This window comes from Allofournierella sp. (assembly GCF_048388525.1).
In the GTDB taxonomy this organism is placed as follows: Bacteria; Bacillota; Clostridia; order Oscillospirales; family Ruminococcaceae; genus BQOK01.
Genome location: NZ_DBGCTQ010000107.1, coordinates 1 through 15,669, shown reverse-complemented (window position 1 = coordinate 15,669; position 15,669 = coordinate 1). Strand labels below are relative to the sequence as shown.

The 15,669-nt window shown below is 61.2% G+C and carries 19 protein-coding genes and 1 pseudogene; 10 read left to right on the top strand and 10 right to left on the bottom strand.

Annotation, left to right across the window (positions count from 1 at the left end):
- Positions 1–201: 201 nt before the first annotated feature.
- Positions 202–1,179, top strand: coding sequence for a helix-turn-helix domain-containing protein (locus tag ACMLHZ_RS12860; RefSeq protein ID WP_418668084.1), 978 nt, complete (start codon positions 202–204; stop codon positions 1,177–1,179).
- A 35-nt stretch (positions 1,180–1,214) separates the two neighbouring features.
- On the opposite strand, the gene ACMLHZ_RS12855 is transcribed toward ACMLHZ_RS12860, so the two are convergent.
- Positions 1,215–1,427, bottom strand: a complete 213-nt coding sequence (locus ACMLHZ_RS12855; RefSeq protein ID WP_418668083.1) for a helix-turn-helix domain-containing protein — start codon at positions 1,425–1,427, stop codon at positions 1,215–1,217.
- A 124-nt stretch (positions 1,428–1,551) separates the two neighbouring features.
- Between ACMLHZ_RS12855 and ACMLHZ_RS12850 the strand changes: the two genes are divergently transcribed.
- Positions 1,552–2,205 (top strand): hypothetical protein, encoded by a 654-nt coding sequence (locus ACMLHZ_RS12850; protein WP_418668082.1) that lies wholly within the window; start codon positions 1,552–1,554, stop codon positions 2,203–2,205.
- A 106-nt stretch (positions 2,206–2,311) separates the two neighbouring features.
- Complete coding sequence (locus ACMLHZ_RS12845; RefSeq protein ID WP_418668081.1) at positions 2,312–2,653, top strand: hypothetical protein; 342 nt, start codon at positions 2,312–2,314, stop codon at positions 2,651–2,653.
- A 31-nt stretch (positions 2,654–2,684) separates the two neighbouring features.
- Here ACMLHZ_RS12845 and ACMLHZ_RS12840 read toward each other — a convergent pair whose 3' ends face one another.
- From ACMLHZ_RS12840 to ACMLHZ_RS12820, 5 genes are all read right to left on the bottom strand, one after another.
- Positions 2,685–3,308, bottom strand: coding sequence for a stage II sporulation protein R (locus ACMLHZ_RS12840; RefSeq protein ID WP_418668080.1), 624 nt, complete (start codon positions 3,306–3,308; stop codon positions 2,685–2,687).
- 81 nt (positions 3,309–3,389) lie between these two features.
- Positions 3,390–4,277, bottom strand: coding sequence for a 4-(cytidine 5'-diphospho)-2-C-methyl-D-erythritol kinase (gene ispE, locus ACMLHZ_RS12835; protein WP_418668079.1), 888 nt, complete (start codon positions 4,275–4,277; stop codon positions 3,390–3,392).
- A gap of 10 nt (positions 4,278–4,287) precedes the next feature.
- Complete coding sequence (locus ACMLHZ_RS12830; protein WP_418668078.1) at positions 4,288–5,439, bottom strand: DUF362 domain-containing protein; 1,152 nt, start codon at positions 5,437–5,439, stop codon at positions 4,288–4,290.
- Complete coding sequence (locus ACMLHZ_RS12825) at positions 5,432–6,619, bottom strand: aminotransferase class I/II-fold pyridoxal phosphate-dependent enzyme (RefSeq protein ID WP_418668146.1); 1,188 nt, start codon at positions 6,617–6,619, stop codon at positions 5,432–5,434. Before ACMLHZ_RS12825 ends, ACMLHZ_RS12830 begins: the two co-directional genes overlap by 8 nt.
- A complete protein-coding gene (locus tag ACMLHZ_RS12820; protein ID WP_177563020.1) occupies positions 6,619–7,098 on the bottom strand; it encodes an Lrp/AsnC family transcriptional regulator in 480 nt (159 codons plus the stop codon). Before ACMLHZ_RS12820 ends, ACMLHZ_RS12825 begins: the two co-directional genes overlap by 1 nt.
- Positions 7,099–7,256: 158 nt before the next feature.
- Between ACMLHZ_RS12820 and ACMLHZ_RS12815 the strand changes: the two genes are divergently transcribed.
- The 6 genes from ACMLHZ_RS12815 to ACMLHZ_RS12790 all read left to right on the top strand — a co-directional run bounded on the left by ACMLHZ_RS12815 (position 7,257) and on the right by ACMLHZ_RS12790 (position 12,980).
- A complete protein-coding gene (locus ACMLHZ_RS12815) occupies positions 7,257–7,526 on the top strand; it encodes an ACT domain-containing protein (RefSeq protein ID WP_177563021.1) in 270 nt (89 codons plus the stop codon).
- Positions 7,527–7,545: 19 nt separating this feature from the next.
- On the top strand, positions 7,546–8,907 hold the full coding sequence (locus tag ACMLHZ_RS12810; RefSeq protein WP_418668145.1) for a PFL family protein: 1,362 nt from the start codon (positions 7,546–7,548) through the stop codon (positions 8,905–8,907).
- 18 nt (positions 8,908–8,925) lie between these two features.
- Positions 8,926–9,609 carry a helix-turn-helix transcriptional regulator gene (locus ACMLHZ_RS12805; protein WP_418668077.1) on the top strand — a complete coding sequence of 228 codons (684 nt, stop codon included), beginning with the start codon at positions 8,926–8,928 and terminating at the stop codon, positions 9,607–9,609.
- Positions 9,610–9,890: 281 nt separating this feature from the next.
- A complete protein-coding gene (locus ACMLHZ_RS12800) occupies positions 9,891–10,268 on the top strand; it encodes a Rid family detoxifying hydrolase (RefSeq protein ID WP_177563023.1) in 378 nt (125 codons plus the stop codon).
- A gap of 35 nt (positions 10,269–10,303) precedes the next feature.
- On the top strand, positions 10,304–11,527 hold the full coding sequence (locus ACMLHZ_RS12795; RefSeq protein ID WP_418668076.1) for a pyridoxal phosphate-dependent aminotransferase: 1,224 nt from the start codon (positions 10,304–10,306) through the stop codon (positions 11,525–11,527).
- A gap of 31 nt (positions 11,528–11,558) precedes the next feature.
- Entirely contained in the window at positions 11,559–12,980 is a 1,422-nt protein-coding gene (locus tag ACMLHZ_RS12790; protein ID WP_418668075.1) for a Na+/H+ antiporter NhaC family protein, read from the top strand.
- 72 nt (positions 12,981–13,052) lie between these two features.
- On the opposite strand, the gene ACMLHZ_RS12785 is transcribed toward ACMLHZ_RS12790, so the two are convergent.
- The 3 genes from ACMLHZ_RS12785 to ACMLHZ_RS12775 are packed head-to-tail and all read right to left on the bottom strand — an operon-like array spanning position 13,053 to position 14,954.
- Complete coding sequence (locus tag ACMLHZ_RS12785) at positions 13,053–13,805, bottom strand: EFR1 family ferrodoxin (RefSeq protein ID WP_418668074.1); 753 nt, start codon at positions 13,803–13,805, stop codon at positions 13,053–13,055.
- Between the two features lie 12 nt (positions 13,806–13,817).
- On the bottom strand, positions 13,818–14,168 hold the full coding sequence (locus ACMLHZ_RS12780) for an ArsR/SmtB family transcription factor (RefSeq protein WP_418668073.1): 351 nt from the start codon (positions 14,166–14,168) through the stop codon (positions 13,818–13,820).
- Between the two features lie 12 nt (positions 14,169–14,180).
- Complete coding sequence (locus ACMLHZ_RS12775) at positions 14,181–14,954, bottom strand: nitroreductase family protein (RefSeq protein WP_418668072.1); 774 nt, start codon at positions 14,952–14,954, stop codon at positions 14,181–14,183.
- A 179-nt stretch (positions 14,955–15,133) separates the two neighbouring features.
- On the opposite strand from ACMLHZ_RS12775, the gene ACMLHZ_RS12770 reads away from it, so the two are divergent.
- Positions 15,134–15,349 (top strand): DUF378 domain-containing protein, encoded by a 216-nt coding sequence (locus ACMLHZ_RS12770; RefSeq protein ID WP_177563028.1) that lies wholly within the window; start codon positions 15,134–15,136, stop codon positions 15,347–15,349.
- Between the two features lie 68 nt (positions 15,350–15,417).
- Here ACMLHZ_RS12770 and ACMLHZ_RS12765 read toward each other — a convergent pair.
- A pseudogene (locus ACMLHZ_RS12765) lies at positions 15,418–15,669 on the bottom strand (phosphohydrolase); the annotation flags it as partial.

The following is a 15,669-nucleotide window of genomic DNA, read 5'->3' as shown; positions in this document are numbered from 1 at the left end:
CTCCTTGCCCCCAATGTATGCGCTGCCGGCAGAGGGAGTGAAAACCCGCCCCTCTGTGGTATAATACCAATAAAGCCGCCCAAATTGCCGCTCCGCAACCCAAACGGGCGGCGTTTCTCTCAAAAAGCAACCTCAAATCGGTAGCAGGCGGCGGCGTGCTTCGGTAAAATAAAGGCACAAACTACCGGGGAGGAACTGAAAATGGATGAAACTGCAATGGCAAATCAAAACATGGGCGGCGCGCTCGCCCGCAATCTTCAATTTCTGCGCAAACAAAAAGACCTCAGCCAGGAGGCCCTTGCCGAACAGCTGGGCGTCAGCCGCCAGAGCATCAGCAAGTGGGAAAGCGGCGCCGCCTGGCCCGAAATGAATACCCTGCTCACCCTCTGCGAGGTGTTTGGCGTCAGCCTCGACACCCTGCTGCGGGGCAGTGCCGAGCGCTCTTTCGCCGCCGACACCGCCGGCTACGACGCCCACATGAACGCCTTTGCAAGGGCTATCGCGCTGGGCATTGCTCTTGTACTGGGCGGCGCCGCGTTCCTGATGGCCTTCGAGGGCCTGCGGCTCTACTTCGTGTGGGACAGCTCCCTTGAGGGGCTCGGCGTGGGCGGCTTTCTGCTGTTCGTGCTGCTGGCGGCCGTGCTCTTCATCGTCCACGGCATCCAGCACGCGGACTTCTGCAAAAAGCACCCCCGTCTCGAGCCCTTTTACACCCCCGCGCAGATCGAGCGCTACAATCAAAAATTCGTCTGGCTCATCGCCGGGCCGGTGGCGCTCATTCTGGCGGGCGTGGTCCTGCTGGTGGTGGTCGGCTCCCTGTTCGAAAGCCGGGGCCTGGGCCTTAGCTACCTCTGCTGGCTGGTCGCCCTGTTTTTGCTCATTGTGGGCGGCTGCGCCGCGGTGCTGGCCTGGGCGGGCATCCAAAAGTCCAAATACGATCTCGAGGCCTACAACCGCGAAAACTCCCCCACCCCCGCCGAAAAAAAGAAGGAAGCGCTCACCGGCGCGGTCTGCGGCAGCATCATGCTGCTGGCCACCGCGCTCTACGTGGGCCTCGCCGCCATCGACGGCAGCCCCTACGCCTGGCGGCAGCTCTGGTGGCTGTTCGCGGTGGGCGGCATCGCCTGCGGCGCGGCGGTGCTGGTGATCGACGCCTTTTTTCAAAACCGCCGCAAATAAACAGGGAAGGCACGGCCCCCGCGGGCCGTGCCTTTTTATCTGTAAGGCTTTTGCGTGTTTGTAAGCCCCACCAGATAATCGATGCTTGTGCCATAAAACGACGCCAAACGAATCAGCGTCTGTGAAGGAATATCCAGCGCTCCGCTTTCATAGCGGGAGTAAGTCGCCTGGCTTACATGCAGTATCTGAGCCAGAGCCGTCTGGCTCAAGTCTTTATCTTCCCGCAGATCGCGCAGTCTTTCATACATTGTTACTCACCGTAAGCCATTGTAAATTATACGAAAATCGCATATTGACATTTATGCATTTTTCGCATAGAATAAACTTGAATGACATCGCTCTATCAGTTCTTCTGTGAAAGGTGGCAACGGTATGCCGCAAGATCCGCAAAAAAAGAGATTGGTCCCTATGGCCTACACGGTTATCTCCATTGGCATCGTGCTTGTACTGCGTATTTTGTATCCACTCTTTTTTCCCTCTATTGTGAAGGCATTCAAGATTTATGGCGAGACCTATTATGTTATCACAGCGGTCGTGGACGCTTTGTTTATAACTTTGGACATTGTGACCTTCGGAATGTTAAGTCGGCTTTTGCGTGGTAATAAAAGGCTTTTCGTGCCGCTCCTGTTTTATCTTGTTATGCGGCTTCTTTCCGGTATACGATCTATCTGCTCTTTGGTGCTGACTGTAAAGAAGGATGTTTCCGCCGCTTTCTTCACAAGCCCCGCCGTTTCTCTTCTGTTTTCATTTTTGATCGCTTGCAGTATCGCTTTCTTCCTTTTGGCATTTATAAAGCATCCAAAAAAAAGTGTGCGTGTCGGCGCCATGTGCTCTCTGGCAGGCTATTGCCTGTCATTTGTCTCCGTCATTGTAAACACGTTGGCTTTGCCTATCCTAAGAAATATCCTCTCTCCCTTTTATATTCCTTTTTACAACTATTGCTTCTCTATGCTTTTTAGCCTTTTGCAGCTTGTCTTTTGGGTTGCCTTATCTGTCTCACTGCTGCGCCAAAATCGAGGCATCTAATGTGGGATGTCTTCACCCTACAGGCATTTTACTGTTTTAAGCTCGTAGCCGTAGCCTGTGCATATGGGCGTTGCCCAATTTCAATCATTTTAAAGGAGTGTACGTGATGGAGTATACCGATCCTCTCGGCCTGTCCCAAACAAACGAGCCCTCTGCTCCCTCGCCCTCTTGCCGCGTTTCCGAAAAAGGCGGCTTCTGGATCGCACTTTTGCGCGTGGTTGCCTGGGTTATGTTCTTTGCGATCATTCTGCTGGGCCTGGTACTGGGCGGTATGCTCAGCTCACAGGAAGGCAGCATCATGCCCTTTTTCCTGTTTGGGCTTGTCGTATTTCCGTTGACGGCTCTTTTTTCTGTTTCCGTGTCCATGATCCTGCTGGATGCTGCCAAAAACCTGATGCGCCTTACCAGTAATTCCACACGCATCCTCATAGAATTACAGAAAAAATAAAAATCTCCCGCCGCATTCCATCACACCCTTTTCACTCCGCCCGGCCGCTCACCCGTTCCCACCACTCCAGCGCCGCAAAGCGGATCTCATAGGGGCTGCCCTCTTTTATAAGCTGCTGCTCGGCCGGGGTGGGGTAGGCCGCCTCGCCCCCGGCGGCGGGCAGGCACAGGCCGGGGTACAGCACGCAGAACCAGTTTTTGCCCGCGTGCGCGCCCAGCTCCACCCGCACCGCGTCGTACCGCCCCGCCGGCAGGGTAAAGTCCGCGTAGCCCGTGGTGTCAAAGTACATGTTGGTGATGTATACCCGCACCGGCAGCCGGCTGCCCGCCTCGGCCACCGCTTTTTCCGCTGCCATCTGAATCTGGGGCAGGCTGGCCCGGGCCACTTCCAGTGCGGCTGCCTTGTCCGCCTCGCCGCCGAACAGGCGCCCCGCCGTTTCCAATACCGCGTCCCGCACCCGGAATTTCAGCAGCTGATCATCCGGCCCGTTCGAGTTCGCCTGCACGTGCAGGCGCAGGGTGTTGGCCCGCACGCTGGCGGCCACGGCGGCAAAGCTGGAAAAGCGGCAGGTAAGTAACACGGCAAGCAAAAGCCCCAGGCCCACGCTGGCCTCCAGCACCGCCCGGCGCGATGGGGCAAATTTTTTCAAAAACATAAAAAGCACGTCCTCTCTTTTGGTCATCCGTTGCCAATGGTAACATCTGCCAAAAGTATAGGCGTGCTTGTTTTGTTTTATTCAGGCTTTTGATTTTCGGGGTGGATGGATCACCCGCGCGCCGCCCCGGTCCGGCTGCGCCAGGTATACCTGGCGGTACTCCCGCCGCAGCGCCGAGGCGGCGGCAGCGGCGGCCTGCTGCCGGTCAAACACCCCGAACACCGCCGCGCCGCTGCCGGTCATCAGGCTGGCCAGGGCGCCGTGTTCGTTGAGCAGTCTTTTGATGTGGGGCGTTTCGGCGGCGCCGCTGCACTCCTCCAGCGCGTTGCCCATCGCCCCGCACAGGGCGCGCAGATCGCCCGCCTCCACCGCCGCCTCGGCGGCGTCCGCGCTGGGGTGCGCCGTGCTGCCCACCTCATCGTAAGCGGCAAAAGCCTCCGGGGTCGAAACCCCCACGCTGGGCATCGCCACTGTGAACCAGCAGTCCGGGCAGGGGGGCAGGGGCTTCAGCATATCCCCCTTGCCCTGCACACGGCAGGTGCCGCCCAGCAGCGCAAAGGGCACATCCGCCCCGATCCCTGCCCCCAGCGCGCACAGCTCGCTCATGGAAAGCCGCGCCGCGTACAGTTCGTTCAGCCCCACCAGCACGGCCGCGGCGTCGGCCGAGCCGCCCGCCATGCCCGCCCGCACTGGGGTCGCCTTATGTACTTCCATATCCGCCCCGGCCAAAAGGCCGGTGTAATGAAAAAACGCCAGCGCCGCCTTGATGGCGGTGTTTTTATCGTTCGGGGGCACGCGGCTGCCCGGCAGCCGCAGCAAGAGCCCCTGGCTTTTGCGCAGGATCACCCGCTCGTGCAGGGTGATGGTCTGCATTAGCATATCCAGCGCGTGGTAGCCGCCCGGCAAAAGGCCGGTCACGTCCAGGGTCAGGTTCAGCTTTGCCGGGGCCAGCACCGTGACCTGCTTCATGCAAAACACCTCACAGTTTTTGAAAGATGAAAAAGCGCTTGGTGCGGATGGCCTGCACCGGGCAGATCTCGTGGCAGCAAAAGCACCGGATGCACCGCCCCGGCAGGATCCGCGCCCTGCCCTCCTCCAGCCGGATGGTCTTCTGCGGGCAGATCGTGGCACACTGGCCGCAGCCGATGCAGCTTTCTTTGTCGATCACCGGGCGGGGCGCGATGGCCCGCTGCACCGCGGGCACCGCCCAGCGGATGGGGCGGGGCGCGTTGTCCGCAAAATCCACGCTGCCCCAGCTGGAGGGCAGCTTAAACCCGTCGATCGGCGCAAACAGCCCGGTCTCGCCCGCCGCCTTGGCCGCCTCGAACCGGTCCGCGCACAGGCCCCGCCGCATCGCGGCGGAAAGATAGGGCACCTGGGCCGGGTCCAGCCCCACCATGGCGCACAGGGCAAGATCCATCTGCAAAAGGTCCCCGGCCGCCGCCACAAACCCCACCGGGCGCGGCGTGCCGCCGCTGGGCCCGTCGCCCTCGTGGGCCACCACCGCGTCCAGCACCGCAAAGGCGGGCTTCACGGTTTCCAGCAGATCCACCAGCATCTCGCCAAAGCGCTCTTTCTCCGGCAGGCGCATGTGCCACTCGGCCTTCTGCAAGCCGGGGATGCACCCGAACAAATTTTTTGTGGCGGCCGAAAGGCCGGTCATCATGTGGGTCTTTAGCTTGGGCAGGTCAATCAGCAGGTCCGCCTCCAGCACCGGGCGCAGCAGGGTGAATTCCTTGGCCGCGGCTCCCCCGGCGGCGGGCGCCGCAGCGCTCTCGCAGGCGGTGTACAGGGGCACCTGTTCCTCCTGGCACACCGCCGCCAGGCCGCTGGCCTTATAAATGCTTTTCACCAGGGCCGGGGTGTAAGGCCCCCCGGGCGAGTCGGCCACCAGCAGATCGTCCGCCCCCCGGCGCTTCACCGCCCGGATCACCGCCCGCAGCACCTCCGGGTGGGTGGTCACGGCCTTACCCGGGCCGTGCTTTGCCAAAAGGTTCGGCTTCAGCAGCACCTTTTTGCCCGGCCCAATGGCCGCGGCGGCGGGCAGCTGGCAAAACAGCCGCTCCACCGCCGCTTCCACCGCCGCCGGGTCATAGCTGCCGGCGGCGGCAAAATACACCTTGTCATCCATGGGCGGCGCTTGCCTCCCGCTCCTGCAAAAACGCCTGGATGCGGTCCAGCGCCTCGGTCAAATGGTTCACCGAATAGGCGTAGCTGATGCGCACAAACCCCTCGCCCGAATCGCCGAACGCGGTGCCGGGTACCACCGCCACCTTCTGGGCGTACAGCAGCGCCTCGCAGAACGCCCCGCTGGAAAGGCCGGTCGCCTGCACGCTGGGGAACACGTAAAACGCGCCCTTCGGCTCAAAGCAGGCAAGGCCCATTTCGTTCAGCCGTTTCACCAGCAGGCGGCGGCGCATGTCGTACTCGCGGCGCATGCGCTCAATCTCGTCGTCGCACTCCCGCATGGCCACCACCGCCGCGTACTGGCTGGTGGTGGGCGCGCACATGATGCAGTTCTGGTGCAGCTTTGTCATCACGCTGATGATGGGCGCCGGGCCGCAGGCATAGCCCAGCCGCCAGCCGGTCATGGCAAACGCCTTGGAGAAGCCGTTCACCACCACCGTGCGCTCGGCCATGCCCGGCAGGCTGGCAATGCTCACGTGGTGCTTGTCACCGTAGGTCAGCTCGGCGTAGATCTCGTCCGAAAGCACCACGATGTCCGTGCCCCGCAAAACCTCTGCGATCTCCTCCAGATGCTCCCTTTCCATCACCGCGCCGGTGGGGTTGCAGGGGAAGGGCAGCACCAGCAGCTTTGTGCGGGGGGTAATGGCTGCTTTCAGCTCGGCCGCGGTCAGCCGGAACTCGTTCTCGGCCTTCAGGGGCACCGGCACCGGCACGCCGCCGGTCAGGGTGGTAATGGGCTGGTAGCACACAAAACAGGGCTCGGGAATGATTACCTCGTCGCCGGGGGCCACCAGGCTGCGGATGCACATGTCAATGGCCTCGCTGCCACCCACCGTCACCAGCACCTCTTTCAGCGGCTCGTAGCGAAGGCCAAACCGGCGCTGCATGTAAGCCGCGATCTCCTGCCGCAGCTCTTTCAGGCCCGCGTTGGCGGTGTAGGTGGTCTTTCCCTTTTCCAGGCTGCGGATGCCCGCGTCCCGGATGCGCCAGGGGGTTTTGAAGTCCGGCTCGCCCACGCCCAGGCTGATGCAGCCCTCCAGCTCGGCGGCAATGTCAAAAAATTTGCGGATGCCCGAGGGCCGCATGGCCGCAGCGGCAGGGGCAACAATGCGCTCGTATTCCATCACTGTGTGGCCCACTCCCTCTCATCCGGCTCCTCGCCGCCATACACGACGCCGTCCTTTTTATAGGTGCGCAGCACAAAGTGGGTCGCTGTCGAAAGCACGTCGTCCAGCGGCGAAAGGCGCTTTGCCACAAACAGCGCGATCTCCTGGAAGCTGTGCCCGTTCACGATCAGCTGCAGGTCATACGCGCCGCTCATCAGCAGCACGCTCTGCACCTCTTCAAAGCCCGCCACGGCCGCGGCGATCTCGTCAAACCCCATGCTCTTTTTGGGCCGCACCCGCAGCTCGATCACGGCCTGCACCAGGTCAGCCCCGGCCTTCTCCCAGTCCACCAGGGCCCTGTAGCCCCGGATCACGCCCTCCCGGGCATAGGCGTCCATCTGTGCGGCGGCCTCGGCGGGGGCGATATCCAGCATCGCGGCCAGGTCCTCCACCGGCAGGCGCGCGTTCTCTTCCAGCAGCTTGAGCAAACGTTCCATAAAGCATCCCTCTTCATCTGTGTGTTTGTGCCGGGCATGCCCGGCGCTGTAAAAGGCTTTCATCCATTATAAAAAAAAATGCGGGCAAAGTAAACAAAATACAGGCAAAATCTGTTATAATGGCTCTAGTTTACTATGGGAAAGCGAGGAACTGTTTTATGCGAGCTGTCATCACTGTGGTCGGGAAGGACACCGTTGGCGTGGTGGCCGGCGTGAGCCGGGTCTGCGCCGAGCTGAACATCAATATCCAGGATGTGAGCCAAAGCATCATGCAGGATATGTTCTGCATGATCATGCTGGTGGACCTGTCCGGCTGTGCCGAACCTGCCCAAACCGTGCGCACCAGGCTGGACGAAATTGCCGCCCAGATGAAGATGGAGCTGCACCTCACCCGCGAAGAAGTATTCGACGCGATGCATCATATTTAAGGGGGCAGGCCGCATGAGCATGATCAACACCCACGACATCATGGAAACCATCAACATGATGAACAGCGAAAGCCTGGACGTGCGCACCGTCACCATGGGCATCAGCCTGCTGGACTGCGCGGATCCCGACCCCGCCAAAGCCTGCGAAAAAATTTATAACAAGATCACCTCCCGGGCCGCGCGCCTGGTGCCGGTGGTGGAAAAGATCAGCACCGATTACGGGGTTCCCATCATCAACAAGCGCATCAGCGTCACCCCCATCGCCATGCTGCTGGCCTCGGCCCCCTCGGCCGACCCGGTCGATTACGCCAAGGCGCTCGACTCTGCGGCCAAGGCCGTGGGCGTCAATTTCATCGGCGGCTTCGGCGCGCTGGTGCACAAGGGCTTTTCCGCGGGCGACGAGCGCCTCATCGACTCCATCCCCCGCGCTTTGGCCGAAACCGATGTGGTGTGCAGCAGCGTGAACATCGGCTCCACCAAGACCGGCATCAACATGGACGCCGTGGCCCGCATGGGCGAAGTGGTGCGCGCCGCGGCCGAGGCCACCGCCCACAATCAGTGCATGGGCGCCGCAAAGCTGGTGGTGTTCTGCAACGCGCCCGAGGACAATCCTTTCATGGCGGGCGCTTTCCACGGCCCCGGCGAACCGGACTGTGTGGTGCATGTGGGCGTTTCCGGCCCGGGCGCGGTGCGCGCGGCGCTGGCAAAGCTGCCCAAGGACGCGCCTCTGGACCAGGTGGCCGAACTGGTCAAACGCACCGCCTTCAAAATCACCCGCATGGGCCAGCTGGTGGGCAACCTGGCCGCCACAGAGCTGGGCGTGCCCTTCGGCATCGTGGACCTCTCGCTTGCGCCCACCCCCGCCATCGGCGACAGCGTGGCCAACATCCTGGAAGAAATGGGTCTCGAAAGCTGCGGCTGCTGCGGCACCACCGCGGCTCTGGCCCTGCTGAACGACGCGGTCAAAAAGGGCGGCGTCATGGCCTCGAACCACGTGGGCGGCCTCTCCGGCGCCTTCATCCCGGTCAGCGAGGACGACGGCATGATCCAGGCTGCCCGCTGCGGCAGCCTCACCCTGGAAAAGCTCGAGGCCATGACCGCTGTGTGCAGCGTGGGCATCGACATGGTGGTCATCCCCGGCGACACCCCGGCCCAGGTCATCAGCGCCCTCATTGCCGACGAAGCGGCCATCGGCATGGTCAACTCCAAGACCACCGCCGTGCGGGTCATCCCCGCCATCGGCCGCAAGGCGGGCGAAGAGCTGGACTTTGGGGGCCTTTTGGGCTACGCGCCCATCATGCCCATCAGCACCTACAGCCCCTCGGTCTTCATCCGGCGGGGCGGGCGCATCCCCGCCCCCCTCCAGGCGCTGAAAAACTAACAAGGCGAGGTGCGTTTTATGCATGACCCACAGGTTAGCTTCACCCCCGCCGACCGGGCCGTTCTCGAGTCGTACAAAACCCTGGTCGAGGGGCTGGCCGGCTATCTGGGCGACGGGTACGAGATCGTGCTCCACAGCCTCGAAAACCTGGAGCACTCGGCCGTCAAGGTGGCGAACGGCCACCACACCGGCCGCCGGGAGGGCGCTCCCATCACCGACCTCGCCCTCTCCATGCTCAGCCGCCTCACCGAAAAGGACAGCCTGGGCTATGTGTGCTACAATGCAAAGAACAAATTCGGCGCGCCGCTGCGCAGCACCACCATCTCCATCCAGGGCCAGGGGGGCAAGGTCATCGGCCTGCTGTGCATCAATTTTTATCTCGACACTCCCCTCTCCCACTGCCTCGAGGCGCTGGGCGTGCCGCTGGGCCCGGCTCCGGCCCCCACCTCTTACCCGGGCCTCCCGCCCGAAAATTTCGCGGGCAATACCCGCGAGCTGGTGGCCAAGGCGGTCGAGCAGGCGGGCCAGCAGGTCAAAAGCGACCCCACCATCCGCCCCGCCCTGCGCAACCGGGAGATCGTGGCCCTGCTGCACGCCCAGGGTATCTTCAATATGAAGGACGCGGTTCCCCTCACGGCCGAGCTGCTGGGCATTTCGGTCAACACGGTCTACCTGCATTTGCGCCACAGTAAGGGCCAGTAAAAGATCCAGCGCCCCATTTTTATCCTTCTTCGGCAGGGTCCGGGCAGCATTTGCCGCCCGGACCCTGCCTTTTATTGGGTTTGGATGCTTTTACCGTTCCCTTTGCCGCCCGCTTTGGATGAATTGACTAAATAATAAAATTTATTTCATCAATATTACGAATAGAATAAAATCTTTTTTATTGTTATAATGAAGCCAGAAAATCGGCGCAGCCCCCGGATCCCCCGGCAGGCCACGCCCCGCACATCCTGAAAAGGCTTGAATGAAAGGGAGTTTTTGCTATGCAGATCATACAGACCGACCGCGCGCCCGCCGCCATCGGACCTTATTCCCAGGCAATTTGCACCGGGGGAATGGTATATACCTCCGGCCAGATCCCGTTGGACCCCGCCACCGGCGCCGCGCCCGAGGGGGTCGAGGCGCAGAGCCGCCAGGCGCTGGAAAACCTGGCCGCGGTGCTCGCCGCCGCGGGCGCAGGCCTCGACCGGGTGGTCAAGACCACCTGCTTTCTGGCCGATATGGGCGATTTCGCTGTCTTCAACCAGGTCTATGCGGAATACTTCCGCGCGCCCTGCCCGGCCCGCAGCTGTGTAGCCGTAAAGACCCTGCCCAAGGGTCTGCTGGTGGAGGTCGAGGCCGTGGCCGCCCTCTCCGAATAATATGCCGCATCTTTTAACATAAGGAGGTTTTCACTGTGGATATCAAGGCAAAAATGAACCGCAAATTCCGCGATCTCCAGGGCGGCCTGTTTCTCAGCGTCACCAAGGCCGACGTGGGCGAGGGCGCGGGCAACTTTCAAAAGGCCGGCGGCGACGTAATGGCCTGGGCCGACCCGTTCTTCCCGGACCCCTCCATCCCCGCCTCGGTGCAAAAGGCCATGCTGGATGCCGTTCAAAGCGGCCTGCCCTCCCACTACAGCATGCCCATCGGCGCCTACGAGCTGCGCGAGGCCCTGGCAAAGCGGGTTTCGGGGCGCATCGGCCGCACGCTGGACCCCAGCCGCAACGTCATCGTCACCCCCGGGTCGGACAGCGGCCTGCTCTATGCCATGATGCCGTTTTTGTGCGAGGGCGACGAGGTGCTGGTGCCGGATCCCAGCTATCCCAGCAACTTTTTGAACCCCAAGCTCCTGGACGCAGTCACCGTGCCCGTTCCCCTGTATGCCGAGGACAACTGGCAGTTCCGCATCGAGGAATTTGAAAAGCGGCTTACCCCCCGCACCAAAATGGTGCTCATCAGCCACCCCAACAACCCCACCACCACCGTGTTCCGCCGCGAGAGCCTCGAGGCGCTGTGCCGCTTTATCGTGGAGCACGACCTGATCCTGGTGTGCGACCAGGCCTTCGAGGACCACATCTTCGACGGCATTGAATTCGTGGCCCCCTGCACCCTGCCCGGCATGTGGGAGCGCACCCTCACCGTTTGCTCCATGTCCAAGGGCTACGGCCTCAGCGGCTTCCGCATCGGCTACATCTATGCCGACGACCACATCATGGACGTGCTGTACGGCGGCGCGGTGAACGTGCTGGGCGCGGCCTGCACCGTCACCACCCTGGGCGCGGTGGCCGCTTTGAACGACGACACCATCCTGCCCGAATACCGCGAGCGGCTGGACCGCCGGCGCACCCTCGCCTACGATATTCTCAGCACCACCCCCGGCGTTTCCATGCGCAAAAGCGAGAGCGGCATCCTTTCCTGGCTGGACGTGCACCGCCTCGGCACCTCGGAAGAGGTGGCGGATTACCTGATGCAGCACGCCAACGTCATGGTAAACCAGGGCGTGCCCTACGGCAGCCAGGGCGCTGGGTGGATCCGCATCGTCACCGCCTGCTTTGCCCGCGACGAGGACGCAGCCCTGCGTTTCGAGCGCATCAAGGCTGCCCTCACCGAGCTTGCCAAGCAAAAGGGGATCGTTTGACCCTTTGGTAACATAAGAGAGGAGAAATATCATGGAAGACAAAAACCGCCTTACCTTCCGGGGCAGCATGTTCCTGTCCCTCATCCCTGTGGGCATCTTCTTTGGCTTCTGTATCGTTCTGTTCGTCGTGTTCAAGGCCTTCAATATGGAGGCGCTGGCGGCAGGCGGCTTCATCGCCCTGCTCATCGGCGGCCTGTTCTGCAAAAGCTACTCCAAATTCTGGGATTCCGCCATCCGCGGCATCTCCTCGGTCACCTCGGTGAGCGTAATTGTGATCTTCTTTGTCATCGGCATGTTTTCCGGCCTGATGAAGCAGAGCGGCCTGTCCGGCGGCTTTGTGTGGCTGGCCAACAGCGTGGGCCTCAAGGGCGGCGCGTTTGTGGCATTCGTGTTCTTTGCCACCTGCGTGGTGTCCACCGCCACCGGCTCCTCCATCGGCACCATGTTCACCGCCTTCCCCATCTTCTACCCGGCGGGCCTCCTGCTGGGCTGCAGCCCCATGTTCCTGGCGGGGGCCATCGTGTCCGGCGCCATCTTCGGCGATAACCTGGCTCCCATCTCCGACACCACCATCGCCTCGGCCTCCACCCAGCAGTTCCGCGACGGCCGCGTGGCCGATATCGGCGGCGTTGTCAGCAGCCGGCTCAAATACTCGGCCGTGGCGGGCGCCATCTCGCTGGTGCTGTTCGCTGTTTTGGGCGGCATGGGCGGTGTCTACCAGGGCGGCGCCATCGAGGCCGCGGCGGACCCCAAGAGCCTTGTGATGCTCATCCCCGTGGCGGTCATGCTCATTGTGGCCACCAAAACCCGCAACATCTTCCAGGGCATTCTGGTCGGCCTTGTGCTGGGCACGGCCACCGGTCTTGCGCTGGGCCTGTTCACCCCGGCGGACGTGTTCTCCAACGACGCTGCCAACAGCGTTGCCACCGGCTTTCTGGTCACGGGCGTGGCCAACATGCTGGGCACGGTGGGCCTGGTGATCTCGGTCTTCGGCATCATGGGCGTATTGGCTGACGCAGGCATGCTGGAATACCTGGTGGACCGCATCCTGGGCAGCCGCATGGCCCGCACCGCCCGCGGGGCCGAGCTTGCCTGCCTGCTGGGCGTGTCGGCCACCACGGTCATCTTCGGCGGCGTGACCAGCGCCTCCATCCTCACCTTTGGCCCGGTGCTCAACAAGATCGGCACGGCCAAGGGCATCCACCCCTACCGCCGCGCCAATATCCTGGACGGCATTGCCAACAGCCTGCCGGCCATCGTTCCCTTCATGAGCGTGTTCGTGTTCATCGGCGTGGCCTGCACCGGCCTGTCCCCCCTGGCGGTGGCGGGCGGAACCATCTATGCCTTCGCGCTGTTCGCCACCCTGCTGGTGTCCATCATCACCGGCTGGGGCCGCCGCTACGAGGGCCCCAAGGGCGAAGCCGAAAAAGAGGAACCCGCCCAGGCAAAATGATTTTTTCTTAAAAAGCAGCAAAAAAGGGAGAGGGTGCCGGTGCGGCGCCCTCTCCCTTTTTCATGGGCTTTGTTATACCTTTTTCGGGCAGGTGTAACGCGGCAGGCCCTGGCTGTGCTTGCCGTATTCAATCGCCTGTGCCGGGCAGCGGCAGATGCACGCCATGCAGTGGGTGCATCGGTCGCCCCACACCGGCCTTCCATCCTTCAGCCGAACATTGTCCAGGGGGCAAACGGCAGCGCATTTGCCGCAGGAGATACAGGCCCCGGTGGCGTAAAACTTCTTTGCGTGCACAAACAGCGGGTAAAAAACAGCATTCACGATCCCGCTGTTCAGCTTATCCCCCAGCGAAAGCTCCGGCTCAGGCAAGCGTTCCCCCTTTCCGATCATCTCCGCCGCACGGTCGATCAGGCCTTCCGCCTGCCCGATGATCTGGGCGGCCTCTTCTTCTCCTGGCGTTTTGAACAGCGCAATGTAATTTTCAGGCATCCTGATCCCGGTGCAGCCGCGGTAATTCATTCCTTTTCCGGCGCAAAGCGGTTTGAGGTGGCTTCCCGCGTTTCCAATATCCCCGCCGCAGGTCATCACAAAATACATGTCCCTGTTTCCCGTAAGCTTCACGGCTTCCAGCCACTTGTGCACAATGCGCGGGATCCTCCAGGCATAGGTGGGCGCCACCACGACCCATGGGCGTTCCGAGTGCATTTCCCGGCAATCGCCGGTTTTGATCTTCTCAAAAAGGTCGATGGCCTCATCGCCGAGTTCTCTGCCGATCCGTTTTGCGGCGTATTCGCTGTTTCCTGTTCCGGAAAAATACAAGATCATAGCTGCCTCCTTTTATTCTTTCGCGCCCATATGCTGAATGCTTGTGTAAATAAGCCCGATCAGCTCTTTCATCTCTTTCCACTGGGTTTCGTCCGCGCTTAAATAATAGTAATTTTTTGTTCCTTCCGGGCGCATGGCAACGATGCCCGCCTCCTTCAAAATCTGAAGATGATGGGATACGGAGGGCCGCGTCAGGTGGGTTTTCTGCGCGATCTCCCCCACCCGGATGCCGGCCAGATCGCTCTCCAGCAGCGCAAGCAAAATGAGCTGCCTGGTCTCGTCGCCAATGGCTGTAAACGCGTTTCGGCACTCCCGAAAACCGCTGGCGATCTGCGCCAGCCTTTCCTCGCATTCCCGTTTCACTGCAAAGCCTCCTCACATATAGCGCACGCTCAGCTCCTTGTGGGGCGCAGAGCGCAGGAATTCAACATTCGGGTACCCCAGCACCAGCGTCATCGCAGCCTTTTTCCCCTTCGCAACGCCGAGCGCCTTTCTGATCCTGCGCGAGGCGTTGGCTGCCATTGTGAAAAAGCCGCTGTACAGCACGCCCAGCCCATTGGCTTCTGCCACAAATTCCATGTTCTGCGCGGCAAGAATCCCGTTCGTTTTGTCCTTGGCCAAAACAACGATCGCAAGGGGCGCGTTGAAAAAGAAAAAGTGCTCGGTGATCTTGTTTTTCCTTGCCATGGGGCTGAACAGATCGGCGGCCGGCTTAACGGCCTTGAACACCCTTACCGCCATTTCCTCAATTCGGTCCTTTTCCCTCTGCAGCACCACAAACGATACATCCTGCAGGTTCTTGGCGGTGTGGGTCAGCCTGCCCGCTTCCAGGATCTGTTCGATCACCTCCCGGGGAACCTCTGTTTCCCGGAAATCGCGGATGCTCCTGCGGAAGCGGATCGCATTCAGCACCGCACCGGGGTCAAGGCGCACCTCCCCCGGTTTCTCGATCTGATCGTTCTCACGGCCGGCGATTGAAATTGCTTTTTTCGGGCAGACCGCCGAACATTGCCCGCACAGGATGCAGCGTTCCAGCACCGTGCCTGCTTTTTTGTTTTTTATCTCCAGGTTGTGCGCCGGGCAGATCCTGCCGCACAGCCCGCACCCAATACACTTGCCCGTATCCACCATTACCTTGCCCTGTTTCATATTCTCCAACCCTTTCGTTAAAGTTCTTTAACCATTATACCGATCCCCCGCCCAGGAAACAACATTGGTAAAGAAATTGGTTACCATCCGGAATCCGCCCTTTGGGGCCGCCTTTTGGCGGGCTGTATATTCCCGCCCGTGCCTGGAAAAACTATCGCCAGGAAGGGAGGAATTTGTAAATGCAGACTCTTTATAAAATTTGCTTGGTCCTGCTCATCATCGGCGGCCTGAACTGGGGCCTCGTGGGCCTGTTCAGCTTTAACCTGGTGGGCTGGCTATTCGGCGGCGTCGCCAGCGTGCTGAGCCGAATCATTTTTGTGATTGTCGGCGTCGCTGCCATCTGCGCCATCCCCAGCCTGTTCTCCTCTGCGTCTGGCTCCGGCAGCGAGCAGTAACTCTTTGCAAATTCCGCAAAAAAGAAGCGTTTCCCGCTCCGCAAGGAATGGGAAACGCTTCTTTTGATTCAGGCTCGCACCGGCGCATACTGCGCGTAAATGGCGTTGTAGTCCGCCTGCAATTTTTGATAGATCTCCAGCACAGGCTGGCAGCGCACCCGCGTTTTTTCCATGATCCCGTCGTAATGCGCCAGCATGCACTCCACCAGTGCGGGGTCCATCAGCCCATCCTCCCGCATCCCGGTAATAATGGCGCAGATGCGCTCCTTCCCAAAGGCTTTTTTGTAGCTGCGGGTGCCCGCAAGGGCGCTCACAATATC